General features: G+C 48.0%; 27 protein-coding genes and 10 tRNA genes. 35 read left to right on the forward strand and 2 right to left on the reverse strand.

What is annotated here, in order from left to right; all coding sequences use genetic code 11:
• Nucleotides 1-97: 97 nt before the first annotated feature.
• From MBEAL2_RS21520 to MBEAL2_RS21610, 20 genes are all read left to right on the forward strand, one after another.
• Nucleotides 98-173 (forward strand) — tRNA-Asn (locus tag MBEAL2_RS21520).
• An 81-nt stretch (nucleotides 174-254) separates the two neighbouring features.
• A tRNA-Glu gene (locus MBEAL2_RS21525) sits at nucleotides 255-331 on the forward strand.
• A 64-nt stretch (nucleotides 332-395) separates the two neighbouring features.
• Nucleotides 396-471 (forward strand) — tRNA-Val (locus MBEAL2_RS21530).
• A 3-nt stretch (nucleotides 472-474) separates the two neighbouring features.
• Nucleotides 475-550 (forward strand) — tRNA-Thr (locus tag MBEAL2_RS21535).
• A gap of 100 nt (nucleotides 551-650) precedes the next feature.
• A tRNA-Asp gene (locus MBEAL2_RS21540) sits at nucleotides 651-727 on the forward strand.
• Between the two features lie 155 nt (nucleotides 728-882).
• Nucleotides 883-958: transfer RNA gene (locus tag MBEAL2_RS21545), tRNA-Phe, on the forward strand.
• A gap of 7 nt (nucleotides 959-965) precedes the next feature.
• A tRNA-Tyr gene (locus MBEAL2_RS21550) sits at nucleotides 966-1,050 on the forward strand.
• A gap of 9 nt (nucleotides 1,051-1,059) precedes the next feature.
• A tRNA-Gln gene (locus tag MBEAL2_RS21555) sits at nucleotides 1,060-1,134 on the forward strand.
• 24 nt (nucleotides 1,135-1,158) lie between these two features.
• Nucleotides 1,159-1,234: transfer RNA gene (locus tag MBEAL2_RS21560), tRNA-Lys, on the forward strand.
• A gap of 173 nt (nucleotides 1,235-1,407) precedes the next feature.
• A tRNA-Leu gene (locus tag MBEAL2_RS21565) sits at nucleotides 1,408-1,490 on the forward strand.
• Nucleotides 1,491-1,870: 380 nt separating this feature from the next.
• Complete coding sequence (locus MBEAL2_RS21570; RefSeq protein ID WP_082130086.1) at nucleotides 1,871-2,164, forward strand: SEC-C metal-binding domain-containing protein; 294 nt, start codon at nucleotides 1,871-1,873, stop codon at nucleotides 2,162-2,164.
• A 66-nt stretch (nucleotides 2,165-2,230) separates the two neighbouring features.
• The gene (locus MBEAL2_RS21575) at nucleotides 2,231-2,479 is read left to right on the forward strand and encodes a hypothetical protein (protein ID WP_047154310.1); all 249 of its coding nucleotides are present in this window, start codon (nucleotides 2,231-2,233) and stop codon (nucleotides 2,477-2,479) included.
• Nucleotide 2,480: 1 nt separating this feature from the next.
• Nucleotides 2,481-2,804: a hypothetical protein gene (locus tag MBEAL2_RS21580; protein WP_047154311.1), complete on the forward strand. Its 324-nt coding sequence runs from the start codon at nucleotides 2,481-2,483 to the stop codon at nucleotides 2,802-2,804.
• Between the two features lie 177 nt (nucleotides 2,805-2,981).
• Nucleotides 2,982-3,137, forward strand: coding sequence for a hypothetical protein (locus MBEAL2_RS31975; protein ID WP_161798265.1), 156 nt, complete (start codon nucleotides 2,982-2,984; stop codon nucleotides 3,135-3,137).
• A gap of 304 nt (nucleotides 3,138-3,441) precedes the next feature.
• Entirely contained in the window at nucleotides 3,442-5,142 is a 1,701-nt protein-coding gene (locus MBEAL2_RS21585; protein WP_047154312.1) for a tetratricopeptide repeat protein, read from the forward strand.
• A gap of 202 nt (nucleotides 5,143-5,344) precedes the next feature.
• Nucleotides 5,345-6,304 carry a thioredoxin-disulfide reductase gene (trxB, locus tag MBEAL2_RS21590; RefSeq protein WP_047154313.1) on the forward strand — a complete coding sequence of 320 codons (960 nt, stop codon included), beginning with the start codon at nucleotides 5,345-5,347 and terminating at the stop codon, nucleotides 6,302-6,304.
• A gap of 250 nt (nucleotides 6,305-6,554) precedes the next feature.
• Nucleotides 6,555-7,433 carry an RNase adapter RapZ gene (gene rapZ / locus MBEAL2_RS21595; RefSeq protein ID WP_047154358.1) on the forward strand — a complete coding sequence of 293 codons (879 nt, stop codon included), beginning with the start codon at nucleotides 6,555-6,557 and terminating at the stop codon, nucleotides 7,431-7,433.
• A gap of 9 nt (nucleotides 7,434-7,442) precedes the next feature.
• On the forward strand, nucleotides 7,443-8,408 hold the full coding sequence (gene mgfK / locus MBEAL2_RS21600; RefSeq protein ID WP_047154314.1) for a gluconeogenesis morphogenetic factor MgfK: 966 nt from the start codon (nucleotides 7,443-7,445) through the stop codon (nucleotides 8,406-8,408).
• Nucleotides 8,409-8,420: 12 nt separating this feature from the next.
• Nucleotides 8,421-9,368: a DNA-binding protein WhiA gene (gene whiA / locus MBEAL2_RS21605; protein ID WP_047154315.1), complete on the forward strand. Its 948-nt coding sequence runs from the start codon at nucleotides 8,421-8,423 to the stop codon at nucleotides 9,366-9,368.
• Between the two features lie 63 nt (nucleotides 9,369-9,431).
• Complete coding sequence (locus MBEAL2_RS21610; RefSeq protein ID WP_047154316.1) at nucleotides 9,432-9,689, forward strand: HPr family phosphocarrier protein; 258 nt, start codon at nucleotides 9,432-9,434, stop codon at nucleotides 9,687-9,689.
• Between the two features lie 124 nt (nucleotides 9,690-9,813).
• Here the strand turns inward: MBEAL2_RS21610 and clpP are convergent, their stop codons facing one another.
• On the reverse strand, nucleotides 9,814-10,419 hold the full coding sequence (gene clpP / locus MBEAL2_RS21615) for an ATP-dependent Clp endopeptidase proteolytic subunit ClpP (RefSeq protein WP_047154317.1): 606 nt from the start codon (nucleotides 10,417-10,419) through the stop codon (nucleotides 9,814-9,816).
• A gap of 249 nt (nucleotides 10,420-10,668) precedes the next feature.
• On the opposite strand from clpP, the gene MBEAL2_RS21620 reads away from it, so the two are divergent.
• A complete protein-coding gene (locus MBEAL2_RS21620) occupies nucleotides 10,669-10,911 on the forward strand; it encodes a hypothetical protein (RefSeq protein ID WP_047154318.1) in 243 nt (80 codons plus the stop codon).
• 30 nt (nucleotides 10,912-10,941) lie between these two features.
• Nucleotides 10,942-11,784 (forward strand): alpha/beta hydrolase family protein, encoded by an 843-nt coding sequence (locus tag MBEAL2_RS21625; protein WP_047154319.1) that lies wholly within the window; start codon nucleotides 10,942-10,944, stop codon nucleotides 11,782-11,784.
• Nucleotides 11,785-11,837: 53 nt separating this feature from the next.
• On the opposite strand, the gene MBEAL2_RS21630 is transcribed toward MBEAL2_RS21625, so the two are convergent.
• The gene (locus MBEAL2_RS21630) at nucleotides 11,838-12,560 is read right to left on the reverse strand and encodes a hypothetical protein (protein ID WP_047154320.1); all 723 of its coding nucleotides are present in this window, start codon (nucleotides 12,558-12,560) and stop codon (nucleotides 11,838-11,840) included.
• 162 nt (nucleotides 12,561-12,722) lie between these two features.
• Between MBEAL2_RS21630 and MBEAL2_RS21635 the strand changes: the two genes are divergently transcribed.
• From MBEAL2_RS21635 to MBEAL2_RS21695, 13 genes are all read left to right on the forward strand, one after another.
• Nucleotides 12,723-12,935, forward strand: coding sequence for a CsbD family protein (locus MBEAL2_RS21635; RefSeq protein WP_047154321.1), 213 nt, complete (start codon nucleotides 12,723-12,725; stop codon nucleotides 12,933-12,935).
• Nucleotides 12,936-13,309: 374 nt separating this feature from the next.
• Complete coding sequence (gene rpoN, locus MBEAL2_RS21640; RefSeq protein ID WP_047154322.1) at nucleotides 13,310-14,719, forward strand: RNA polymerase factor sigma-54; 1,410 nt, start codon at nucleotides 13,310-13,312, stop codon at nucleotides 14,717-14,719.
• An 18-nt stretch (nucleotides 14,720-14,737) separates the two neighbouring features.
• Nucleotides 14,738-15,013, forward strand: a complete 276-nt coding sequence (locus tag MBEAL2_RS21645) for a glutaredoxin family protein (protein ID WP_047154323.1) — start codon at nucleotides 14,738-14,740, stop codon at nucleotides 15,011-15,013.
• Between the two features lie 134 nt (nucleotides 15,014-15,147).
• Nucleotides 15,148-16,185, forward strand: a complete 1,038-nt coding sequence (locus MBEAL2_RS21650) for a sugar-binding transcriptional regulator (protein WP_052947901.1) — start codon at nucleotides 15,148-15,150, stop codon at nucleotides 16,183-16,185.
• 51 nt (nucleotides 16,186-16,236) lie between these two features.
• The gene (gap, locus tag MBEAL2_RS21655; protein WP_047154324.1) at nucleotides 16,237-17,241 is read left to right on the forward strand and encodes a type I glyceraldehyde-3-phosphate dehydrogenase; all 1,005 of its coding nucleotides are present in this window, start codon (nucleotides 16,237-16,239) and stop codon (nucleotides 17,239-17,241) included.
• Nucleotides 17,242-17,322: 81 nt separating this feature from the next.
• Nucleotides 17,323-18,513 carry a phosphoglycerate kinase gene (locus MBEAL2_RS21660; RefSeq protein WP_047154325.1) on the forward strand — a complete coding sequence of 397 codons (1,191 nt, stop codon included), beginning with the start codon at nucleotides 17,323-17,325 and terminating at the stop codon, nucleotides 18,511-18,513.
• A 2-nt stretch (nucleotides 18,514-18,515) separates the two neighbouring features.
• The gene (gene tpiA, locus MBEAL2_RS21665; RefSeq protein WP_500778848.1) at nucleotides 18,516-19,286 is read left to right on the forward strand and encodes a triose-phosphate isomerase; all 771 of its coding nucleotides are present in this window, start codon (nucleotides 18,516-18,518) and stop codon (nucleotides 19,284-19,286) included.
• Complete coding sequence (gene gpmI, locus MBEAL2_RS21670; protein ID WP_047154326.1) at nucleotides 19,283-20,818, forward strand: 2,3-bisphosphoglycerate-independent phosphoglycerate mutase; 1,536 nt, start codon at nucleotides 19,283-19,285, stop codon at nucleotides 20,816-20,818. The genes tpiA and gpmI overlap by 4 nt, the downstream gene beginning before the upstream one ends.
• Nucleotides 20,819-20,856: 38 nt before the next feature.
• On the forward strand, nucleotides 20,857-22,146 hold the full coding sequence (gene eno / locus MBEAL2_RS21675) for a phosphopyruvate hydratase (RefSeq protein ID WP_047154327.1): 1,290 nt from the start codon (nucleotides 20,857-20,859) through the stop codon (nucleotides 22,144-22,146).
• Nucleotides 22,147-22,291: 145 nt separating this feature from the next.
• The gene (locus MBEAL2_RS21680; protein WP_047154328.1) at nucleotides 22,292-22,726 is read left to right on the forward strand and encodes a Fur family transcriptional regulator; all 435 of its coding nucleotides are present in this window, start codon (nucleotides 22,292-22,294) and stop codon (nucleotides 22,724-22,726) included.
• An 82-nt stretch (nucleotides 22,727-22,808) separates the two neighbouring features.
• Complete coding sequence (secG, locus tag MBEAL2_RS21685; protein WP_047154329.1) at nucleotides 22,809-23,048, forward strand: preprotein translocase subunit SecG; 240 nt, start codon at nucleotides 22,809-22,811, stop codon at nucleotides 23,046-23,048.
• A 105-nt stretch (nucleotides 23,049-23,153) separates the two neighbouring features.
• Entirely contained in the window at nucleotides 23,154-23,870 is a 717-nt protein-coding gene (locus tag MBEAL2_RS21690; RefSeq protein ID WP_047154330.1) for an alpha/beta hydrolase, read from the forward strand.
• Nucleotides 23,867-24,619: an alpha/beta hydrolase gene (locus MBEAL2_RS21695; protein WP_047154331.1), complete on the forward strand. Its 753-nt coding sequence runs from the start codon at nucleotides 23,867-23,869 to the stop codon at nucleotides 24,617-24,619. The genes MBEAL2_RS21690 and MBEAL2_RS21695 overlap by 4 nt, the downstream gene beginning before the upstream one ends.
• The last annotated feature ends 19 nt before the right edge of the window (nucleotides 24,620-24,638 follow it).

Raw genomic sequence — 24,638 nt, forward strand, 5'->3', positions numbered from 1 at the left:
AATTTAATACAAAGACGCTTGTTTCTTCTGATTCAGTTTTGAAGGTGTAAAAACCTTTAAAAAGGAAGTTCTGCTAAAAGCAGGCACGTCCTGTTATTCCGCAGTAGCTCAGTCGGTAGAGCAATCGGCTGTTAACCGATCGGTCGCTGGTTCGAGTCCGGCCTGCGGAGCCACCTTTTTTCAAAGGTAGATAAGGAAGTTCTGCTAAGAGCAGGCACGTCCTGTGCCTAACGCAGAACGACCAACATCCTATTGGCCCGTTGGAGAAGCGGCTTAACTCACATGCCTTTCACGCATGCATTCAGGGGTTCGAATCCCCTACGGGTCACCATTTATCCATCGCTAACAACCGCAACGTCCTGTTGCGTTAGCGATACTAGCACGTCCTGTGCGTCGGAGGATTAGCTCAGCTGGGAGAGCATCTGCCTTACAAGCAGAGGGTCGGCGGTTCGATCCCGTCATCCTCCACCATATGCCGGTGTAGCTCAACTGGTAGAGCACCTGACTTGTAATCAGGGGGTTGAGGGTTCAAGTCCTTTCGCCGGCACCATTATTATCCTATAAAAGTGAAGCCAATGCTTTGCAGCATAGTTCGATTACTTTTACGGGGCCCGGAAGGGCAATGATGGTATAGTTTCATTTATAAATGCGGAGCCGTGGTGAAGTTGGAGTTCACGCTGGACTGTCACTCCGGAGGTCGCGGGTTCGAGTCCCGTCGGCTCCGCCATTTATTTAACAGTAAGGTAGACGGACCTCTCACCCGAGAGGAAGTTTGGCTAAAACCGCAACGTCCTGTTGCAACGCCGAACCTCGCACATCGTGCGTGTCGGAGTCCCCTCGGCTCCGCCATTTTTTATGTTTGAAAAAGGTTGACTATAGCATGGCTCGGTAGCTCAGTCGGTAGAGCAGAGGACTGAAAATCCTCGTGTCGGCGGTTCGATTCCGTCCCGAGCCACCATCACTGCGGAGGGGTAGCGAAGTGGCTAAACGCGGCGGACTGTAAATCCGCTCCCTGAGGGTTCGGCGGTTCGAATCCGTCCCCCTCCACCAGTTATTTGATGGGGTATAGCCAAGCGGTAAGGCAACGGACTTTGACTCCGTCATGCCCTGGTTCGAATCCAGGTACCCCAGCCATGTACCACTTCATTCTTAACGAATGAGCCATTAGCTCAGTTGGTAGAGCACCTGACTTTTAATCAGGGTGTCACTGGTTCGAGTCCAGTATGGCTCACCATTTAGGTGGAAAGCATACCATGATCAAGTCCGAAGAATTGTGCCTTTTCATCCTTTGGACTCTCACCAGAGAGGAAGTTCTGCTAAAAGCAGGCACGTCCTGTGCCTAACGCAGAACCTCGCGCGTCGTGCGCGTCGGAGTCCAGTATGGCTCACCATATATTTATCCCATGTGCGGGTGTGGCGGAATTGGCAGACGCACTAGACTTAGGATCTAGCGCTTCGGCGTGGGGGTTCAAGTCCCTCCACCCGCACCATCTATCTTCATCTGTACGACGTCGAATCAGCTTCCTTGTTCAGATGAAATCAGTAGTACCCGTTGAGGGTGCACCATTAATTATCATTCTATCTACGTCGAATTACTTCCTGCTAGAATGATATCAGTAGTACCCGTTGAGGGTGCACCATAAATTGTCATTCTAACTACCTCGAATTACTTCTCGTTAGAATGATATCAATAATACCCGTAAGGGTACACCACTACGAAAATCAAGGTCTTCAGGAGGTATCAACCACCTGAAGGCCTTTTGTGTTATTATAAATTCAAAAATTGCAACATGAGAATTCGCGAACGTTGGACAAGTATCTTGCCGGAAGTGAAAGAAAGTTGGAATTCAGGAAAGGAGGAGGAAGCGGCATGTTCTCTCTCGGTACGGAACAGCGTCCCATTATTGTAAAAGTACAGTCGGAAAAGAAAGGGGAGAAGGTTGCCCTTATATGCAAGCGGTTCGGCTGGCATTACATTATAGGCTTAGAATATACAGAGGATTTGACCGATCTGAGAAAAGCACTCAAGGATACGCTGGGTCCTGCTAACGTATACGATCCTTGTCTTTGCGATAGCGGTTTGAAATACAAGTTTTGCTGCGCGAGGAAAATGAAAAATTTCGATATCGACCAATATGTCGAGGAATTCGATTCCCAGAGTTAACGATTATAGGTAATCAAGGTTCTTCTTGAGGTAATCCATTATTAGCAAGAGGGAGAGGTTTCGCAAGTGATTCCTACATCTATTGATAAATTCGTTGCATCTTATATAAAAAGCAACCCTAAAGAAAAAAGGCAGGATATTATCATACAACTGAAAGCAGCAGTTTCGGCTAAACAAGAAGGAACTCTCTGCAGTCAATGTGGCCAACAGATCTGGGCGATTGGAACGGCTATTGCAGGATGGAATGCATGCTTCACCTGCCTGACAGGTGAAGCTGACGATTCCGGGGATTTCGAAATCGACCGAGTGTGTTGATATGAAAATCGAAGGAGTTTGGCATATTAGCGAAATGGAAATGTGGGATCAAGATTACGTGAATATAGAAGTGCGGGCCCACATTACAATCAGGGCGGGTCTCACTGATCATTTTCAGTTTGGTCTGGTTCAAGGCCAAATGGACGGCAAAATCGTAGAGTATTCAAATGGCGGGAAGTATGAGTTCACGTGGGAAGGGACAGATGAAGGAGACTATCTTCACGGCACTGGATGGCTCAGAATGAAGCATGAAGATATAGTAGAAGGTGAATTCAAAATTCACTTTGGGGACAATTCAACATTTTTGGCAAAAAGAGCGGAATAATTAGGATTTAGTGCTGCAGACCGCTTCTATAATAAGAAGCGGTCTTGTTTATCGTTAAAGAAAGTATATGTTGCTTTAAAGTGTTAAAGGGAATTACTATCATGGGACCGTGCGGTCCCAAAGTCAAAGAAAAACATCGCGGGCGATGACGGCTCTTTTCTTTTCCCCCTGTGGAGCGTGTCGAACATAGGGCGAAACAGACCGGCAATTGTCTCCATCATTGAGATACCCAGATGTTTTGCCGGTCCGCCCGGCGTGAGACTAAGCGGCCGTCCAGCTTCCAGAAGGGGAAAGGACGAGCGGCATGCCCGCGATGTTTTTCTTATTGATTAAGTATATGTCGCTTTAAAGTGGAAAAGTCGCTTTAAAGTGGGAAAGGAAGATTCTTATAACATCGCTCTCCCTCCTTTTGGGAAAATAAGAAATCCTTACATGTAAGAAAGTAGGAAAGTTTCGAAAGGAGCAAGAGGAGGTCGATACATACAAAATCCCTTCCTCGTGGAACGAAAAGACAGGTTTTTGAACCCATTTAACAGTATATGAATCCCTAGCTAATTTCTGGAATGCCCCCCATGTGGAGAAAACCCTCTTGATTGTGCTATACTAAAGGTATAAGCATAACTAACTGGAGGGACATATGGCCAAGCAACAACATGTGCCGAAAAAGAAAAGTAACATTGTTCCCATCAACATGGACGCAAATTTCTATTATGAGCGAGCAATGAAATACCTTGATAAACTTAATTTCCAGAAAGCTTTACGCTGCTTTCGTAAAGCCGTTGAACTTGAACCCAAGAACCCGGATCATTACTGCAGCATGGCGGGCGTTCTCGCGGAAATGGGAAAATATGAAGAGTCCAACCGGCTCGTCTGGCATGTGCTCGAAGAAGTGGATCCCTCAATGGAGGAATGCTACTTCTACCTCGCGAGCAATTATGCCAACCTTATGGATTTTGAGCTGGCAGAGCAATACATTTTGAAATATCTTGAAATCTTTCCGAATGACGATTATGCGGATGAAGCGGAAGATTTACTTGACTATATAACATACCAATTGCAGCAGTCTCCACGGGAAAGAGAAACCGAAGAGGACCTTGAGGTTACGCTTCTCCATGACAGAGCGCGCCGAATGCTTGAAGAAGGGCGCTTTACGCAGGCATCCCGTCTGTTGAAAGGCCTGTGTGAGACCCATCCGAAATTTATTGCCGCACGCAATAACTTAGCGCTCTGTTACTATTATATGGGCCGTTTTGAGAAGGCAATGGAGACGGTAGACAGCGTACTTGAAATGGAGCCATACAACATTCATGGGCTTTGTAATCTTGCGGTGTTTTATTCTCATGTTAAAAACAGGGAGAAGCTGGATGAGCTGCTCGCTTTATTAAAGAAAATCATTCCTTATCATTTCGACCAAACCTACAAGCTGGCCACCACACTTGGCATTCTCGGGGAGAACGACGCGGCCTACTTCCTGTTTCGCAAAATGATCACCCAAACAGGGTACTGCGATTTGCATATGCTCCATTATGGAGCGGTCGCCGCCTACAACTCCGGAAGATTAAAGGCGGCGGAAGCGCTGTGGAAAAAGGTTGATCGGCTGGACTCATCCGAAAAGATTGCACCTTTTTACTTAAAACATATACGCCTTAAGGAGATGGGGATGTCTGCCATCCAGGAGGCCTCTTATCATTACCAGCTCCCTGACGCGGATGAGTTTTTTTATCCAAAGGGAGAAATGGACGAAGAAATGAAACGGGATCCGCTTATTCGCTCCTCGCTTCTCTGGGCGCTTCGTTTTGGAGATAAAGATACCAAGCTGGAGGTTATCGAGGCTTTTGAATACGTAGCTGACGAGGAAGTGGAGGCTGCATTGCGCCTTTTCCTTATCAACCCTGCTGAGGACGACTATTTGAAGAAGGTTGCTATTTCTGTTCTTCGAAAAATCGGGGCAAAAGAGCCGTATCAGGCCATTATTAACCATCAGGCGACAACAATCGACTCGCAAAGCCCTTCCGGCAAGCTCCCTGTCTGGCTCGATAAATGGCAGGAAGTTGCGGATTGCTTTCAAGAGCGAATGCAGGAGCGCTATGATATTTTTGAGCAGCAGGAAGCCCATACGCTATGGGTAGAATATATCGGCAAGGCGTATCCGGATGTTCCTTCGATTCGCAAGAAAGAAGCATGGGCTGCTTCCGTTGAGTTTGTTATCGCACGAAGAAACAACCACCCGGTTACACAGCAGGAAATGGCAGCCCGCTACGGAGTATCCGCCGCATCGCTCGCCCGGATTTATAAGATGATTCATCAGGCATGCGTGGTGCAGAAAACCCGTTCATAAGCTGCGTAAAAACGGGAAATAACAAGAAAAACGAAGAACCCCGGTACAATACCGGGGTATTTTTATGTACAATAGGCAAAGGTATAGTAGACATTTGCTGCAATTCGTTTTATGATGGAGACATTAAATCGAAATATATCGATGAAGTGAGTATAACCTCTTTTTTTGAGGTAAAGATATATATAATTGGGAGGTAGTAATGATGAGCGAAGAAAAAGTTTATGATGTAATCATTGCAGGAGCAGGCCCGGCAGGAATGACAGCGGCTGTTTATACATCTCGTGCAAACATGAGCACATTAATGATCGAACGCGGGATTCCGGGCGGACAAATGGCCAATACGGAAGAAATAGAGAACTACCCAGGATTTGAATCCATTCTAGGGCCCGATTTATCGACTAAAATGTTTGAGCATGCGAAAAAATTCGGGGCTGAATACCAATATGGCGATATTAAGGAAATTGTGGACGGCAATCCGTACAAAACAGTAAAAGTTGGAGACAAAGAATATAAAGCAAAAGCTGTCATTATTACGACAGGAGCGGAACACCGGGAATTGGGCGTTCCGGGTGAAAAAGAAATGTCCGGACGCGGGGTTTCCTATTGCGCCGTCTGTGACGGGGCTTTCTTCCGCGGCAAAGAGCTTGTTGTCGTGGGGGGTGGAGATTCCGCGGTCGAGGAAGGTGTGTTTCTGACACGCTTTGCGACAAAAGTTACGATTATCCACCGCCGCGGTGAACTGCGCGCGCAGAAAATCCTGCAAAAGCGGGCGTTTGAGAATGAAAAAGTGAACTTTATCTGGAACACGGACGTCAAAGAAATCCGCGGAGAGAACGTTGTCCAATCCGTCCTGCTTCGCAATCGTGAAACGGGAGAAGAAACGGAATTTAAAGCGAATGGTGCGTTTATTTATGTAGGAATGGACCCGCTCACTGCTGCCGTGAAAAATCTAGGCATCACCAATGAAGCGGGCTACATTGAAACAGACGAAAAAATGCGCACACGCATCCCGGGTATTTTTGCGGCAGGTGATGTGCGGGAGAAAACGCTGCGCCAGGTCGTTACAGCGACAGGGGACGGAGCGGATGCTGCCCTTTCTGCCCAGTATTATGTAGAAAGCTTGGAAGAGCGTTTAAAGGAAGAAGCCGGCGCTTCCCGTTAAGAAAATATAAAAGTAACGAAATTTTAACAACTCTGTAACACTACCGAAATATAAAAGAGGTATAGTAAAGATAATTAATTGACCCCTTTTATGATAGTTAACTTGGCGCAGACAGAAGTCTGCGTCTTTTTTTGCGAAAGACCAGATCGTGTTCTCATTTGTATTGACAGGGGTGTTATGCTTAAATTAACGAAAGAATAACGTTTTAAGGGGGAAGCCCTATCTTTTTTCGTGGGAAGTGAATAAACTGATGGAAAAGAAAATGAACGAAATTAATTTGCTCATTATTACAGGGATGTCGGGGGCCGGAAAGACGGTAGCCATCCAAAAGCTTGAGGATCTTGGCTTCTTCTGTGTAGATAATTTACCACCCGTTCTTATCCCTAAGTTTGCAGAACTGATTAACCAGTCCGGAGGGCGCATTGAGAAGGTAGCACTTGTCATCGATTTGCGCGGACGGGAGTTTTTCGACTCTCTTGCCGAATCGCTTGAACGCATCCGGGAAATGGAGAATATATCATATCAAATTCTTTTTTTGGATGCGAGCGATCAGACGCTTGTCCAGCGCTACAAAGAAACGAGGCGCAATCATCCGCTTGCTCCGGAGGGACTTCCGCTTGACGGAATCCACGCTGAACGGAAGCTGCTTGAGGAATTAAAAGGGCTGGCTAATTTAATTATTGATACTTCGCACCTGAAGCCCGTATTGTTAAAGGAAAAAATTAGCCAGGTGTTCAGCCATATCAATCAAAAGCTGACGGTGAACATTCAGTCATTCGGTTTTAAATTCGGCATTCCGATTGATGCCGATCTCGTATTTGACGTCCGCTTCCTGCCTAACCCACACTACGTGGATACACTCCGGCCTAAAACAGGAAAAGACGCCGAGGTATCCGACTACGTATTCAAGTGGGATGTCACGCAGGAGTTTTTAGGAAAGCTAACGAATCTGATAGACTACACTCTTCCGCATTACCAGCAAGAGGGGAAAAGCCAGCTTGTGGTAGGGATTGGCTGTACAGGCGGTAAACACCGTTCTGTAGCTATTGCGGAGTATCTGGGAGAACGTTACCATGATCAATATAACGTTCGTGTAACTCACCGGGATATGGAGAGAGGTCGTTCATAGAGGTGGAGTATGAAGATACAACAGAATAAACCCCGCGTTGTCGTTATTGGGGGAGGAACAGGGCTTTCTGTCCTGCTTCGCGGCTTAAAGCATGAGCCGATTGATATTACAGCTATCGTAACGGTGGCCGACGATGGCGGAAGCTCCGGAAGGCTCCGCAGTGAATTGCACATGCCGCCTCCGGGAGATATTAGAAATGTACTGGTCTCGCTTGCCGATACGGAACCGCTCCTCGAAAGCCTGCTGCAGCACCGTTTCGTAAATGGAAACGGGCTGGCGGGCCATTCGATTGGGAATCTATTGATCGCCGCGCTGACGGAAATCAGCGGTGATTTTGTGGGGGCGATTGAGCAGTTGAGCCACGTCCTTGCGGTAAGAGGGCGGGTGCTGCCGGCTGCCAATCACTCGATTGTCCTTCATGCGGAAATGGAGGATGGGACGATTGTGTCCGGTGAATCGATAATTCCTAAATCCGGAAAACGGATAAAGCGCGTATTCATTGATAGGGAGAACGTACACGGACTTCAGGAGGCAATCGATGCACTGAAGCAGGCCGATGCGATTCTTATCGGGCCTGGAAGCCTTTACACAAGCATCCTGCCCAACTTGCTTGTCCCGGGAATTGTGGAAGCGATTCGGGAAAGCAAAGCGGTAAAAGCCTATATATCGAATGTAATGACCCAGCCCGGCGAAACAGACAGGTACCAGGCGGAGGATCATATCCAGGCGATCCACGATCACGTGGGTAACTCGCTGTTTCAGCATGTTATCGTGAATAATGGAACGGTAACGGATGAAGTCCGGGCAATGTACGCCGCCAAAGGGTCAGAACCGGTAGCTTACTCGGAACAGAACCTGATGGCAAAAGGGTACCATATTATCGCCGATAATTTGCTTATTTATGATGGGTTTTTACGCCATGACGCCGTAAAACTCAGTCAGATTATTATGGAGTTAATCGGCGCGAAAGCATGATGAGGTGATCGCATGTCCTTTGCTGCGCAAACGAAAAAAGAACTTACACAGCTTAATACGCCGTTGTGCTGTGAGAGAGCGGAATTAACCGCTCTCATTCGCATGAACGGAGCCCTCCAATTCGGCGGAAAACGATTCGTCCTCGACATTTCGACAGAGAATGCGGCGATTGCCCGGCGGATTTATTCGCTTATCAAAAAAATTTTTCATATTCATGCGGAATTACTTGTGCGTAAAAAAATGAGGCTGAAGAAGAACAACGTTTACCTTGTGCGGATTCCGCAAAGTGCGCGCGAAATTCTTGAGCAATTGGGGATTATGAGCGAGGGAACGTTTTATTACGGGATTTCTGATGCGATTATTAAAGATGATTGCTGTAAGCGCGCGTACCTGCGCGGGGCTTTCCTGGCGGGGGGCTCGGTCAACCACCCGGAAGCTTCCAGCTATCATCTTGAGATTTTCTCTTCCCATCAGGAACACTGCGACAGGCTCGTGGAGCTTTCGAATAATTTCGGATTAAACGCCCGTTGTATCGAGAGAAAAAAAGGGCATATTATGTATATTAAGGAAGGCGAGAAAATCGCCGAGTTCCTGCGGATTATCGAAGCGCACCAGGCGCTGTTCTTTTTTGAGGACGTCCGCATTGTGAAGGATATGAAAAACTCAGCAAACCGCCTCAATAATTGTGATATGGCGAATCTGAATAAAACCGTAGCGGCATCGATGCAGCAAATTGAAAACATTATGCTTATTGATGAAGAGCTCGGACTGAACAACCTGCCGGATAAACTCCGTCAAGTGGCCGAACTGCGCTTGAAGTACAGGGACATGAACCTGGCGGAGCTGGGTGAAATGCTGCCGGGGGGAAAGGTGAGCAAATCAGGCATCAATCACCGGTTGCGAAAAATTAATGAAATCGCTTCAAAACTTCGCGTAAAAGAGGCCAAACCGGCAGAATAATCAACACAATCATGGTATAATTGAAAAAAATGAAGCCTGGTAGAGGGCGGGGAGGTTAGTTGTGTGGTGCAGGAAAGTGTGGTAGTAAAGCTGAAAACCGGTCTGCAGGCCCGTCCTGCTGCTTTTTTCGTGCAGGAGGCGAATCGGTATGCATCCGAGATATTCATTGAGAGAGAGAACAGGAAAGTTAATGCGAAAAGCATTATGGGGATTATGAGTCTTGCTGTTGGCATAGGAGCGGAAATTACAATCAGCGCAGAAGGAACGGATGCGGAAGAAGCGGTAAAAAGCCTTACCGAGATGGTTCAGCGCGAGGAATAGAAATAAAGAGGAAAAGCCCGGAATGCATCGACATTTCGGGCTTTTTGTTTTGTGCTTTCTTATCTACATAAGGGTAACTAAGGCGATCACCGGCGCCTGCGGCTTGGTGCTAGCCAAGTTTTCTTTACAGAACGTTTGGATCCTTTTTGCCAAGGCTTTCAATAACCTTGTCCACGAGGCCATATTCCTGTGCTTCCTGGGCTGTCATGAAGTAGTCACGATCCGTGTCCTTCTCGACTCTTTCAAGCGGCTGGCCGGATCGGTCTGCGATGATTCGGTTTAAAGAATCGCGCATTTTCAAAATACGGGTCGCTGCGATTTGAATATCCGATGCCTGGCCCTGTGCCCCGCCCAGCGGCTGGTGAATCATTACTTCGCTGTTCGGCAGTGCATAACGCTTGCCCGGAGCCCCTGCTGTCAGCAGGAAAGCGCCCATAGACGCAGCCATCCCCACGCAAATCGTCGATACATCGGGTTTAATGAATTGCATCGTATCATAAATCGCCATTCCCGATGTAATGGAACCGCCAGGGCTATTAATATACACACTAATATCTTTCTCTGGGTCTTCGGCGGCAAGAAACAGCAATTGTGCGACAACACTGTTTGCTACCTGGTCATTAATGCCTGTGCCCAGAAAAATAATCCGATCCTTTAGAAGGCGAGAATAAATATCGTAGGCTCTTTCACCGCGGTTCGTTTGTTCGATAACTGTAGGAATTAAGTTCACTGTTACTTCCTCCTCTCGTATTTACTAAATATAGTACCGCATTGGTCAAAAAAGGTCAAATATTAAAAGTGTGCACTATACTCTCTTCATTTATATGCGTTTTTCCCTTAATTTAATCATACTAAACAAAATGTCGACTTCAGCCGTATTTATAGAACCTTTGTCGAAGATGAAAATACTGGTAAGAAAGTATGTATAATAGAAAAAATACACGAATAGACATAGGGGATAAAGAAAGGGGCTTTGAAAATGATGCAATACGACAGCTATATCGGAAAAGTGATACAATTAACGTACAGCGACCTTGACGGGGAACGGGTGTGCGAAATAGGGTCTATTCTCTATACACTGAAAAACCGGGCGTTTGTCTTTGAGACGATGAGTGAAGGCCGGCAGATGATTGTGTACAACCGCCATGTAGTGGAAGTAAGAGAGGCAGACTTATCTTCACGGTCCCCGGAGCATGCGTTCGCTCCAGACCAATTCGCCTAATGAGGCGATGAAGCGAGGGAGAGATGAGAGATGAAGCAGCCTTTTGAAATGACACGAGAAAAAGAATTAACCATTCGCGGAGATATCTTCATAAAGGATGGAGCAGACCCGTTCAGTAAAAAGCCTGTTGTTATCATCTGCCATGGCTTTAAAGGATTTAAAGATTGGGGGATGTTTCCCCGGATTGGCGAGTATCTCGCATCCGAAGGGTTTGTGGCGATTACCTTTAACTTTTCGGGCAACGGGGTCGGACGCGACCTGGAAAATTTCACGGAGCTGGAGAAGTTTGGCCGGAATACGTACCAGCAGGAGTTAAGTGACCTCGATTTTCTTATTCAGCAAATAAAGCGCGGGAACGTGCCGCTGGCGCAGCAAATGAATACGGCCCGTATCGGATTGGTAGGGCATAGCAAGGGAGGCGGGGATTCGCTGCTTTACGCGTTCTCCTATCCTGAAAACATAAAAGCAGTCGTTACCTGGAACGGCATTGCCCATGTCGATGTGTTTGGCGGTGAAATCCGCAAGCAGGTCGAAGAAAATGGGAACGGGTATATTGTCAATGGAAGAACGGGCCAGAAAATGCCAATTGAGAAAGCGGCGATTGACGATATTGATGTAAATGCAAGGCAGTACGACTTGCTGAATTGCGTGGCAAAAATGCAGCCGCCGCTGCTCATTGTCCAGGGGAAAGAGGACTTTGCCCGGCTCGTAAAGGGAGCGCAAAGCCTTGAACAGCACGCGAGAAACGCAAAGCTGCACTGGATTGAGGGAGCGGGGCATACGTTTAACACGGTGCATCCTTACCAGGGTGACACGGAACAGCTTCTGGAAGCTCTCGCTGTTACAGCCGGATTTTTTAAAGAAATATTATAAGAACCTTTCCTTAATGAAAAGAAACCGCAGGCCCCGAGGGCGCTGCGGTTTTTCTATGGGGCCTTCACTAGGTGTTCACCTGTATCGCTCCACACCCAGTTTTTCAAAATCGCATCGATTCGCGGCCCCATTCCGTCACCGGCTTCAACCGGGAAGTAGTAAGCAACGAGGAAGTAGCCGCTACCGTGCTTTCCGATAAGAACGCTGCCACCGTAATCCGTGTTGTTTTTCGTTTCATCGATATTATATTCCTTTAACGTCCACGCTTGATTTTTTTCATTAAGAGGCTGGATCGCTTTATTGGTGTTTTCCGCTGCTTTTTCCGCTTCCTTGTCTGTTTTTACGCCTGGAAGGGAAACAACGGAAACGTACGCGTCCTTGTTGTTGTTTAAAGTAAATCGAGCTTCGCCAGAACCTACTTCCTCTGCCTTCATGTCTTCAGGATAGTACGTGGTAAAAGAAGCCGATCCTTTCAAGTTGGCTTCAAACAGCTTGAATGTCATTTGTTGATCGCTGCCTTCGATGTTTATCGTTCCCTGTTTTGTTTTTGGCAGGTTACTCTGCTCATGCTGGCCAGCTGCCCCGTTATCTCCGGTTGGAGATTTTACTGCCGGGGTTCCGGCGTTTTCAGCAGGTTTTTCAGCTGGAGATGAAGAAGCGGGCTGCTGCGCCGCAGGGGCCGCTGTGTTTCCTTCGGACGGCTGGCCTGAGCATCCGGACAGTAAGCTTCCGGCCAACATCAAAGCCAATCCGCCTGCAAGTACGTAGTTTTTCATGTGAGCCTCCTTGATTGTAGCATCCCTGTCATTTTACCGTTTTCCCTTTCCCACGTGAAGGGACAAATGTTTGGGGCATTTTTTCATCGGGTAATTAGTACATACAGCCAAAATTGCTGCTGCACCTGAGTGGCTGAATTCTTTTTAAAGGAGCGATCAACGATGAATGACGACAAACTAAAAGGAAAATGGAACCAGGTCAAAGGCGAAGCGAAGAAGCAGTGGGGCGAGATGACAGGCGATGAATCAACACGACTTGAAGGAAATGTAGACAAAGCAAAAGGCAAAGTGCAGGAAGAGTACGGCGAAGCAAAAGACAGAACAGCCCGTGCAGTGAATGACCTGGTGGATGATGAAGATAGGGATAACTTATAATGATTTCGATAGAGAAAGAAAAGCCTTGCGCATCAGCGCAAGGCTTTTTTCATTTTTATCATAGAACCGTAAGGTTCCAACGTTCAAGAAAAACATTGCGGGCGATGACGACTCTTTTCTTTCCCCTGTGGAGCGTGTGGAACATAGGGCGAAACAGACCGGCAATTGTCTCCATCATTGAGATACCCAGATGTTTTGCCGGTCCGCCCGTCGTGAGACTAAGCGGCCGTCCCGCTTCCAGGAGGGGAAAGAACGAGCGGCATGCCCGCGATGTTTTTCTGTTCTTGGCAAGATTTTTGCTAGAGAAAATACGGACCCTTGTTGTATAATAACGGTATAGAAAAAGACTTCTATAGAACAGAAGGTGATGCCAGATGCAAATGGGGTTTGGTTTATATCAGCAACAGACGTTGAAATTGGTCATGACACCTGAATTGCGGCAGGCGATAACCATTCTGCAATATTCTGCAGTTGATTTACTTGAATTCCTTCACGAGCAGGCAAACGAGAATCCGGTTCTCGATTTGTCAGAGAAGCAGAAAGAAATGCTTTACGGAGAAGCAGAGAAGAAGATAGACAGCGACAAACGAATCGATATAGACAGAGACGAATATATAAAGGCCCGGGCCACCGGGGACGAGACCTATTACAGCCGGGGAAGCTCCAGCGCCGGTACGAATGAATATGATCCGCTTGATTTTGTAGCTTCCGGCGGCGTAACGCTGGAAAGCCATTTGCTTGAGCAGGTGGCGATGCTTAAACATTTGACACAAATCGAACTTCGCATTGTTAAGTACCTTATTGGTAATTTGAATGAAAGCGGTTACCTTGTGATTTCGATAGAAGAAGTTTCAGAGATTCTTGGTGTGAAGGTACAGGAAGCGGAGGAAATACTGTGGCTTCTCCAAAGCCTGGACCCGGTAGGAGTAGGAGCGAGAACGCTTTCGGAGTGCCTGCTTTTACAAATAAAAGAGGAGCCGGAAGAAAATGTGCTGGCCGCGGCTGTTGTTGAAGACTATCTGGAAGATCTCGGGGCGAAGAGATACCAGAAAATCGCGGCTACCCTGAAAATAACCGTACAGGAAGTGCAGCAAATCGCGGATTATGTGCGTACACTAAATCCAAGGCCCGCCGCCATATTTGCAAAAGGGACACCCCGCTATATTACACCGGATGTCACGGTAGAAAAGGTGCAGGGGGAGTACATTGTCATCGTCAATGATGGTACAACGCCGAATTTGAGCATTAACCGCTTCTATCAGCAAATGCTGCAGAAGGATGAGCAAGACCCGGCTTACCGGTACATTCAGGATAAGCTGCATTCCGCGCTCTGGCTCATTAAAAGCATCGAACAGCGCCGCATGACGCTTTACAAAGTAACCCAGGCGATTGTTGAGGAGCAGAAGGCTTTCTTTGAGCGGGGAATTACTGGCCTCAAGCCAATGACCCTGCGCGACATAGCGGAGAAGGTCGGAATGCATGAATCTACAATCAGCAGGGCAACAAGCAATAAATATGTGCAGACACCCCGGGGGTTATTCGAACTCAAATATTTCTTCGCTACAGGGCTCAGCCGGGTAGACGGCGGAGAAGCATCCTCCGTTCTAACCATTAAGGAAAAGATCAAATCAATGGTAGAAAAAGAAGACAGGAAAAAACCGCTATCCGATCAGAAGATTACGGATATCCTTGTTAAAGAAGGAATTGATATTTCGCGCCGCACAGTGGCGAAATACCGGGAAGAACTAAATATTGATTCTTCTTCCAAGAGAAAACGCTTTTAGATCAAAGGAGCAGGAAACATGACGGCAGACAACAGGCGGCCTTTTCATATTACGATTTATACACGGGAAGGCTGCGGCCTGTGCATGCAGGTGAAAGAAAAAGTAGAGAGAGTGGCCCGCGATTATCCGCTTGAAATCGAAATGTTCGACATCACGAAGGATGAAGAGATTCATGCCGAATATGACCTGGTTATCCCGGTTGTCCACATTGACGGGGAAAAAGTATTCGTATCGAAGATGGCTGAACTCTGGCTTCGGCGTGAGCTGGAGTTGAGAATGAAAGAGCAGGGTTGAATCGGCTGTCAAAATTTGATAAGATGAAAAAGAAGAAAAAAATACCTGTTTAAAAACAGGTATTTTTTTAAACACTATATGGGACATTATTTATCTCGTAGGGACGTTTTGTGTCCCTGTAAGGTGGGAAGCCATTGTCCGAAATAAACTGGATTACACTGCTGCAAAGAATGGCGCCGGAAACGTTACCGATTATGGAGAGCCGCTACAAGATTCTCCGGCAAATCCGGCTGCTCCAGCCTGTCGGCAGAAGGATGCTTGCGGATACACTGCAGAATACGGAGCGCGTCATCCGGCGTGAAGTGGATTTTTTACGGGAACAGCGGCTCATTGATTCTAACCGTGCCGGGATGTTTATTACAGCAGAAGGTGAAGAAATCATGGCAGCCTTCCATTCTTTCTGGAAGGAAGCCGACGGCATTGGTTCGCTGGAAGAAGAGGCGGCCCGGCGTCTGGGGATTCGGCGCGTTAGTATTGTGCCCGGAAATTCAGATGAAAGTGAATGGGTGCGGGAAGAATTGTCCCGTCACGCTGCTGGGGAATTATTCCATTCGCTTGTCGAAGATACCGTTGTGGCGGTTGCCGGGGGAAGCAGTGTGGCACGGATGGCGAATTATTTACCGCTGTCCCATCTGAACGGGGTCGTCTTCGTGCCTGCAAGGGGAGCCCTGGGAGAAGAAGTGGACCTGGAGGCGAATACAATCGCTGCCCGGATGGCCGCAAAGCTCGGGGTTTCGCATCGGCTCCTGCACATTCCCGACGTAATGGATGAGGAAGTTCAGCGCAATGTGAAACGTGATCCCGCGATTTCCAATGTACTGCAGCTCATTGGAAGCGCACGCCTGCTTGTCCACGGAATCGGGGAAGCAGTTGAAATGTCCCGCAGGCGGGGTTTGAATCAGGAAATTCTCCGTATACTAAAAGAGCGAAAAGCGGTTTCCGAAGTGTTTGGCTACTATTTTAACCGCTCCGGGGAGATGGTTTACCGGATGAGTACGATGGGTATGCCCATGGAGAGTGTGCAAAAAATAGACTCGGTGCTTGCCATTGCAGGCGGGAAAAGCAAGGCAGAAGCGATTTTGTCCTATATTGAAAACCGGGGCAATTACACCCTGGTTACGGACGAGGCGGCAATTAGAGAAGTACTGGCATTACTGGATACCATAAGATAGTCCCTAAAATACATTGCACATTATTTTTTAAAAGCTGAAGGAGGAAAAGAAATGGTAAAGATTGCAATTAACGGATTTGGTCGAATTGGACGGAACGTGGCGCGTGTTGCCCTGCAGAATCCTGATATTCAAATTGTAGGGATTAATGACTTGACGAACGCGGAGACGCTGGCCCACCTTTTCAAATACGACTCTATTCACGGCGTCTATCCGGAGACTGTACGTGCCGGAGAAAACAGCATTATCGTTGGCGATCAGGAAATGAAAGTGTCCGCCGAGCGTGATCCGGCGAACCTTCCGTGGAAGGAATGGGGCGTGGATATCGTTATCGAAGCGACAGGACGTTTTACCAAAAGAGAAGATGCAGCCAAGCACCTGGAAGCGGGAGCAAAGAAAGTCATCATTTCCGCACCGGCTACAAACGAAGATATTACGATTGTGCTTGGTGTTAACCATGAGAACTACGATCCGAACAACCACCATGTTATTTCCAATGCTTCTTGTACAACGAACTGTCTGGCTCCGTTTGCCAAGGTGCTTAATGATAACTTCGGCATTCGCCGCGGACTGATGACAACCGTGCATTCATACACAAATGACCAGCAAATCCTTGATTTGCCGCACAAGGATCTTCGCCGTGCCCGTGCCGCTGCGGAAAACATTATCCCAACATCGACAGGTGCCGCTCGCGCAGTCGCTCTGGTTCTTCCTGCTCTTAAAGGCAAGTTAAACGGATTTGCGATGCGTGTTCCTACACCGAACGTTTCTGTTGTTGACCTTGTGGCAGAACTGGATAAGAATACATCGGTAGAGGAAATCAATGCGGCGTTAAAGAACGCTGCGGACAACGAACTGAAGGGGATTCTCGGCTTCTCGGATGAACCGCTTGTATCACGCGACTACAATGGAGATCCGCGTTCTTCCATCATCGATGGGCTGTCTACGATGATTATTGAAGACAATCTGGTGAAGGTTGTATCCTGGTATGACAATGAGTGGGGTTACTCAAATCGTGTCGTTGATTTGGTGAATTTTGTTGCAAAAAAAGGTTTGTAAAAGATAAAATATAGAAAGCTATGGAAGGGGAGAAAAAATTTGCATTCTCTCCTTCTTTTCTTATCAAGGAGGATGTCTTTTATGAACAAAAAGTCTGTTCGTGATGTAGATGTAAAAGGAAAACGTGTATTTTGCCGGTTCGACTTTAATGTACCGATGGAAAATGGCAGCATTACCGACGATACACGCATTCGTGCTGCCCTTCCTACGATTGAGTATTTAATCGGGCAGGGTGCAAGGATTATTATGTCCAGCCACCTGGGCCGCCCGAAGGGAAAAGTGGTCGAGGAACTGCGCCTTGGCGTTGTTGCAGACAGGCTTTCCGAACTGCTCGGGCAGAACGTCATTAAAATGGATGAGGTGTACAGCCCGGAAGTCCAGGATGCAGCTGACAAGCTGGCTAACGGAGATGTTATGCTCCTCGAAAATGTTCGTTTTCATCCCGGTGAGGAAAAGAATGACGAGGAGCTGTCCAAACAGTTCGCTTCGCTCGCCGATCTATTCGTGAATGACGCATTCGGAACGGCCCACCGCGCCCATGCTTCAACAGCCGGCATTGCCCGCTATGTTGAAGGGGTGGCCGGGTTTTTGATGGAGAAAGAAATTGAATTCATGGGCAAAGCGCTGTCCCAGCCGGAACGTCCTTTTACTGCCATTATCGGCGGGGCCAAAGTAAAAGATAAAATCGGCGTGATTGAGAATTTATTGGACAAAGTGGATAATTTAATTGTAGGCGGCGGACTGTCCAATACGTTTGTGAAGGCGCAGGGCTTTGACGTAGGCAACTCACTGCTGGAAGAAGAGAAAGTAGAACTTGCGAAGTCATTTATGGAAAAAGCGGAGCAAAAAGGGGTTCGTTTCCTTGTGCCGCTTGATGTTGTTGTTGCAGATGCCTTCTCGAATGACGCGAATACAAAGACGGTGGAAGTAAACGCCATTCCGGATGGCTGGCAGGCGCTTGATATCGGGCCGAAAACAATCGAGTTGTACAAAGGCGCCATCCGTGAGTCAAAAACAGTCATCTGGAACGGGCCAATGGGCGTGTTTGAAATGGACGCTTTTGCCAATGGGACAAATGAAGTAGCAAGAGCTTTACAGGAAGTAGACGGGACAACCATTATCGGGGGCGGTGACTCTGTTGCCGCGGTAGAAAAAGCCGGGGTAGCGGAAGCTATGACCCACATTTCTACTGGGGGCGGAGCCTCCCTTGAGTTTATGGAAGGAAAAGAACTGCCAGGTGTCGCAGTTCTTGCTGATAAGGAGCTGAGTTAATTTTGTTAAGGGTACCGATTATTGCCGGCAACTGGAAGATGAATAAAACAGTGGAAGAAGCGCGGGAGTTCGCCATTGCGGTACGGCAGCTGCTGCCTGAAAGGGACGTGGAGACCGTTATTTGTGCCCCGTTTACTGCACTTCAGGCACTTGCGGAATCTCTCGGTGAATACCCGATCGCCATAGGTGCGCAGAATATGCACTGGGAGGAATCCGGCGCTTACACGGGCGAAATCAGTCCGGAAATGCTTACAAGCATTGGCGTGCGCTATGTCATTATCGGCCATTCGGAACGCCGGGAATATTTTGCCGAAACAGACGAGAGGGTCAATAAGAAAGCAAAGGCTGCTTTTGCGCATGGATTAACTCCCATTGTTTGCGTCGGAGAAAACCTCGCTCAATACGAAGCCGGAGAAACAAAGGAATGGATTCGCGGCCAGGTCCGGGCTGCTATTGAGGGCCTTACCGCAGAACAGGCCGGCACGCTTGTCATCGCTTACGAGCCGATCTGGGCAATTGGAACGGGTAAATCTTCTTCCCCAGAAGAAGCGGGCGAGATTATCTCTTTCATTCGCAGCGTTATAGCCGAGGCATTCGATGAACAAACAGCGAATCAGGTGCGTATTCAGTACGGAGGATCAGTAAAACCTGAAAATATCGCATCCTACATGGAGCAGCCCGATATTGATGGAGCGCTTGTAGGAGGAGCCAGCCTCACTGCAGATTCATTTATACAACTGATACAAGGAGCGTTAGGAGGCAAAGTGGAATGAGTCGACCTAAACCTGTAGCATTGATTATCATGGACGGCTTTGGATGCAGAGCGGAAGAGTACGGCAATGCGGTGAAGCAGGCTAAGAAGCCAAACTTTGAACGGTACTGGAGCCAATTTCCACATACAACCCTTGGAGCAAGCGGACTGTCCGTCGGGCTGCCGGAAGGCCAGATGGGCAACTCCGAGGTAGGGCATTTAAACCTCGGTGCCGGACGGGTCGTCTACCAGGAATTAACGCGGGTAACAAAGGCCATCCAGGAAGGAGAGTTTTTTCAAAATGAAACCCTCCTTCAAGCAGTAGAGCACGCCAAGAAAAACGGAACCGCGCTGCACCTTTACGGGTTAGTGTCAAATGGCGGTGTACACAGCCATATCGATCACCTATTCGCGCTGCTGCGGCTCGCGAAACAGCAGGATTTACATGAAGTATACATCCACGCCTTCCTTGATGGGAGAGATGTGGCACCTGACAGTGCGGTTAATTATATTCAAGAACTGCAGGAAAAAATTAAGGAATACGGCGTAGGGCGTATCGCAACGGTGCAGGGCCGCTACTATGCGATGGACCGGGACAAACGCTGGGAACGTACGGAAAAATCGTACCGGGCGATGGTCTATGCGGAAGGGCCGCAGTACACCGATCCGATCGAGGCGGTACGCGAGTCATATAAGCATAGCGTGTATGATGAATTTGTGATGCCAACGGTCATTGTGAACAGCGACGGTACACCTGTAGCGACTGTAAAGGATAATGACAGCGTGATTTTCTTCAATTTCCGTCCGGACCGTGCTATCCAGCTTTCACAGGTATTTACAAACGAAGACTTTCGCGGGTTCGATCGCGGAGACAAGTGTCCGAAACACCTTTTCTATGTGTGTCTGACGAGGTTCAGCGAGAGTGTGGACGGCTATGTTGCCTACAAGCCGACCAACCTGGATAATACGCTTGGTGAGGTGCTGGCGCAGCATAAGATGAAGCAGCTCCGCATTGCGGAAACAGAAAAGTATCCCCACGTTACGTTCTTTTTCAGCGGCGGAAGGGAACCTGAATTTGAGGGAGAGAAGCGGATTCTCATTAATTCTCCGAAGGTGGCAACCTATGATTTGCAGCCGGAAATGAGCATTTATGAAGTAACGGACGCTCTGCTTGAAGAAATCAGGCAGGAGGCCCAGGATGTTATCATTCTGAACTTCGCCAACTGCGATATGGTTGGGCATTCCGGTCTCATGGCACCTACGATTAAAGCTGTGGAAGCAGTGGATGAATGCGTAGGAAAAGTAGTGGATGCACTCCTTGCTAAGGGCGGGGTTGCTCTCATAACGGCCGACCATGGAAACGCGGATTTAATGCTCGACGAGAAAGGAAATCCGATTACATCCCACAGTACGTATCCGGTTCCGTTCATTCTAACGAAAAAGGATGCCGCCCTGCGTGAAGGCGGGGTTCTGGCGGACATTTCCCCGACGATTCTAAAACTGCTTGGCATTGAGCAACCTAAAGAAATGACGGGACAGTCTTTGTACAGTTAACCAAACAAATTACATAGATATAAGGAGATGAATGAGATATGACAATTATTGCAGATGTATACGCACGTGAGGTACTTGACTCCCGCGGAAATCCTACGGTTGAGGTAGAGGTACACCTGGAATCCGGAGCGAAAGGACGCGCCATCGTTCCTTCCGGAGCTTCCACGGGTGCATATGAGGCGGTTGAGCTTCGCGACGGAGAGGCGACGCGCTACATGGGCAAAGGCGTGCTTACTGCGGTGGATAATGTAAACAGCATTATCGCGCCTGAAATCATCGGGTTTAATGCGCTTGATCAAGTAGGCATTGATCACCTGATGATCGAGCTGGACGGAACAGACAACAAAGGAAAGCTGGGCGCCAACGCCATTCTCGGAGTTTCCATGGCGGTTGCCCGTGCGGCGGCGGATGCGCTTGATATTCCACTCTACACCTACCTTGGCGGATTTAATGCCAAAACGCTCCCGGTGCCGATGATGAATATTTTGAATGGCGGAGCGCATGCCGATAATAACGTGGACATTCAGGAGTTTATGGTTATGCCGGTTGGTGCTGACAATTTTGCTCACGCCCTTCGCATGGGAGCCGAAGTGTTCCATAACCTGAAGGCTGTATTGAAGGACAAGGGTTTAAATACCGCTGTCGGCGATGAAGGCGGATTTGCACCAAACCTTGCTTCCAGTGAAGAGGCATTGCAAACGATTCTTTCCGCCATTGAAAAAGCAGGGTATGAACCAGGCAAGGACATTATGCTCGCCCTGGACGTTGCCTCCACAGAGTTCTACAAGAATGGGAAGTATGAATTTGCCGGTGAAGGCGTGACAAGAACAACCGAAGAAATGGTTGATTATCTTGAGATGCTTGCGAATAAGTACCCGATTATTTCCATTGAAGACGGGCTTGCTGAAGACGACTGGGATGGCTGGAATAAGCTGACACAGCGCCTCGGCAAGAAAGTACAGCTTGTCGGGGACGATTTGTTTGTAACGAATACACAGCGCCTCTGGCAGGGAATTGAGCAGGGAACAGCCAATTCCATCCTTGTAAAAGTAAACCAGATCGGTACGCTAACCGAGACGTTCGATGCGATTGAAATGGCGAAGCGCGCCGGCTATACGGCGGTTGTCTCCCACCGCTCCGGTGAAACGGAAGATTCCATTATCGCCGATATTGCTGTGGCGACAAATGCCGGCCAGATTAAGACGGGTGCACCTTCCCGCACAGACCGCGTAGCGAAGTACAACCAGCTGCTCCGCATCGAAGACGAGCTTGCTTACATTGGCGGCTATGCCGGCAGAGAAGCGTTCTACAATATTAAAGAACAATAAAATCAGCCGGATAACCGGTGAATGGAAGTAGCATGCCTGCTGTTAGGGCATGCTATTTTTGTCCTTTTTCCTTGCTTCCTATTTGTAATGATTTTTTACAAATAGTGTATTATAATAGTAAATAAAGCAGAAGGAGGGTCGGCGTATGAGTCCAGGTATCATCGATACCGTTATCACGCGGATTAAAGAGAGAGGCGGACGAGTTACCGTACAGCGTCTTGCCATTATTAATGTGTTAATGCGTCTTGATCACCCGACAGCAGAGGAAATTTATCAGTTCATGCAGGCTGACTTTCCCACCCTTTCCTTTACGACTGTATATAATACGTTAAAATCACTGAAAGAACTTGGGGTTGTGCATGAATACCACCAGGATGAACGTTCGCGCTTCGAAATTAGCGAAATCCCCCATCACCACTTCCAATGCTTGCGCTGCGATAAGCTTACTGATATTTCACCGGAGAAAATTTCAGTCACACCGGATCCCGAGCTCGAATCCGAATTCGGGCCTGTAGAAGCAAAAGTCATTTTGCAAGGATTGTGCAAAGATTGCCGGGAGGAGACAGGGGACAAACATTGAAAAGCTGTCTTCTTTGTGATACATTAAGAGGTGGTAAAAAGTATAAAAATTTGTATAGCTCCGTCAGGAGGAGGAACACAAGATGGCAGTTGCCTTAAAAATTCTGCTTGTAATCGTCTCGATTGGTCTTATTCTTGTTGTATTGCTTCAATCAGGCAAAAGCGCCGGGCTTTCCGGATCCATCGCGGGCGGCGCGGAGCAAATTATGGGAAAAGCAAAAGCGCGCGGGGTAGATGCCCTGTTGAATAGATTAACGGTTATTCTCGCGGTTGCCTTTATGGTTTTAACCATTGTTGTCGCTTATTTGCTGCGCGTGGCATAACGAACAAGAATGATCATTGGTTTAACTTCAAATCATGAAGGGAAAAACAGCAAGTGTAATGCTTGCTGTTTTTCTTTACCTACAGGTTACAAAGGAGCGATAGACGTGATTGGTTGTCTTCTTATACACGGTTTTACCGGCAGCCCGTATGAAGTAGTGCCGATTGCAAGGTATTTAGAGGGGCGCGGCTGGAAAATTGAATCTCCTGTGCTGGCAGGTCACGAAGGCCACCCTATGCCGTTCCGGAAGGCTACGTGGCATGATTGGGTCCGATCTGCCGAGGATGCCCTGCAGAATTTGCTTAAGGTATGCCAGCAGGTATATGTCATCGGGTTTTCCATGGGCGGAATGATTGCAGCCCACCTGTCTACACGCTATCCCGTATCGAAGCTTGTTTTGTTGAATGCAAGCTTATTTTACATAAACCCCCAACAGCTCTTTCGCGATGCGGCAGCCATCATTAAAAAGCATTTTACGTCCGGGCCGGATGCAAAGGAAACGTACCGCCGCTATGTCAATAAAGCGTTCTCGACACCTCCGCGCGCTGTCGTTCATTTTCGCCATCTTGTCCGGGTGCTGCGGCAGGATCTTCCGCATGTTACCGTGCCTGCCCTTATCATTCAAGGGGGCAAGGACGATCTCGTCGACCCGAGCAGTGCAGAATACATCTATAACACGATCGCTTCGACAGAAAAAGAAATGCATATTTTACCTGAATCAAAGCATATCATCTGTCATGATTGCGAGCAGGAAGAACTGCTTTCCCTCATTGACCGTTTTCTTACCGGCTCAAACAAGGAGGAAAGGGGAGACGCCGAATGAAGAGCAAACCTCGTTCACCGGAAACGTTTTTTTATCCAGGCGGGAATACAGGACTTCTTTTACTTCATGGATATACCGGCAGCACGGCCGAAATGCAGCCGATGGGACGTTATTTTCACAATCTCGGGTACACGGTTCATGCACCGCTGTTGTCCGGGCACGGAAAAACACCGGAGGAAATGGCAAAAACCCGCTGGCCCGACTGGTGGCAAAGCGCACTCGACGGGTATGACCGGCTTGTGGAGGCCGGCTGTGAGAAAATCGCGGTTGCCGGGCTTTCCATGGGAGGCTTGCTTACGATGCGCCTTTCTTACCACCGCTCACCGGAGGCGGTTGCACTGCTGAATACGCCGGTGGAAGTGCGCGATAAGCGAATCAAGTGGGCGAAATACGTCCATTATTTCAAGCCTTATATCCCACGGCGGGAGAGGAAAGAAGACCACATTGAATCAGGCTTGTTTCCGTATGACCGCAACCCGGTCGCCTGCGCCGGCAGCCTGTGGGATTTACTCAAAGACACGAAAAAAAACCTATTTCGTGTCACGGCACCCACGCTCATTGTCCAATCAACGAACGATGAAACGATTGAGCCGGCAAGCGCTGATTATATTTATTCAAATATTGGTTCAGAATATAAAGAGATGAAATGGTACAGCAACTCCGGCCATATTATTACGCTTGATCGGGAGCGGGAGCACGTTTTTAAAGAAGTGGCTGATTTTTTGGCAGGCATTATTGGTAAGAAGTAAAGGAGGGGCCTGTGAAGAA

This window comes from Aneurinibacillus tyrosinisolvens (genome assembly GCF_001015055.1).
Taxonomy (GTDB): Bacteria; Bacillota; Bacilli; order Aneurinibacillales; family Aneurinibacillaceae; genus Aneurinibacillus_A; species Aneurinibacillus_A tyrosinisolvens.

Bases quoted from the DNA above. Each gene is read 5' to 3' on its own strand.
- MBEAL2_RS21570 (WP_082130086.1), top strand. From the start codon at position 1,871: ATGTTCTCTCTCGGTACGGAACAGCGTCCCATTATTGTAAAAGTACAG.
- MBEAL2_RS21580 (WP_047154311.1), top strand. From the start codon at position 2,481: ATGAAAATCGAAGGAGTTTGGCATATTAGCGAAATGGAAATGTGGGAT.
- MBEAL2_RS21585 (WP_047154312.1), top strand. From the start codon at position 3,442: ATGGCCAAGCAACAACATGTGCCGAAAAAGAAAAGTAACATTGTTCCC.
- trxB (WP_047154313.1), top strand. From the start codon at position 5,345: ATGAGCGAAGAAAAAGTTTATGATGTAATCATTGCAGGAGCAGGCCCG.
- rapZ (WP_047154358.1), top strand. From the start codon at position 6,555: ATGGAAAAGAAAATGAACGAAATTAATTTGCTCATTATTACAGGGATG.
- mgfK (WP_047154314.1), top strand. From the start codon at position 7,443: ATGAAGATACAACAGAATAAACCCCGCGTTGTCGTTATTGGGGGAGGA.
- whiA (WP_047154315.1), top strand. From the start codon at position 8,421: ATGTCCTTTGCTGCGCAAACGAAAAAAGAACTTACACAGCTTAATACG.
- MBEAL2_RS21620 (WP_047154318.1), top strand. From the start codon at position 10,669: ATGATGCAATACGACAGCTATATCGGAAAAGTGATACAATTAACGTAC.
- MBEAL2_RS21625 (WP_047154319.1), top strand. From the start codon at position 10,942: ATGAAGCAGCCTTTTGAAATGACACGAGAAAAAGAATTAACCATTCGC.
- MBEAL2_RS21630 (WP_047154320.1), bottom strand. From the start codon at position 12,560: ATGAAAAACTACGTACTTGCAGGCGGATTGGCTTTGATGTTGGCCGGA.
- MBEAL2_RS21635 (WP_047154321.1), top strand. From the start codon at position 12,723: ATGAATGACGACAAACTAAAAGGAAAATGGAACCAGGTCAAAGGCGAA.
- rpoN (WP_047154322.1), top strand. From the start codon at position 13,310: ATGCAAATGGGGTTTGGTTTATATCAGCAACAGACGTTGAAATTGGTC.
- MBEAL2_RS21645 (WP_047154323.1), top strand. From the start codon at position 14,738: ATGACGGCAGACAACAGGCGGCCTTTTCATATTACGATTTATACACGG.
- gap (WP_047154324.1), top strand. From the start codon at position 16,237: ATGGTAAAGATTGCAATTAACGGATTTGGTCGAATTGGACGGAACGTG.
- MBEAL2_RS21660 (WP_047154325.1), top strand. From the start codon at position 17,323: ATGAACAAAAAGTCTGTTCGTGATGTAGATGTAAAAGGAAAACGTGTA.
- gpmI (WP_047154326.1), top strand. From the start codon at position 19,283: ATGAGTCGACCTAAACCTGTAGCATTGATTATCATGGACGGCTTTGGA.
- eno (WP_047154327.1), top strand. From the start codon at position 20,857: ATGACAATTATTGCAGATGTATACGCACGTGAGGTACTTGACTCCCGC.
- MBEAL2_RS21680 (WP_047154328.1), top strand. From the start codon at position 22,292: ATGAGTCCAGGTATCATCGATACCGTTATCACGCGGATTAAAGAGAGA.
- secG (WP_047154329.1), top strand. From the start codon at position 22,809: ATGGCAGTTGCCTTAAAAATTCTGCTTGTAATCGTCTCGATTGGTCTT.
- MBEAL2_RS21695 (WP_047154331.1), top strand. From the start codon at position 23,867: ATGAAGAGCAAACCTCGTTCACCGGAAACGTTTTTTTATCCAGGCGGG.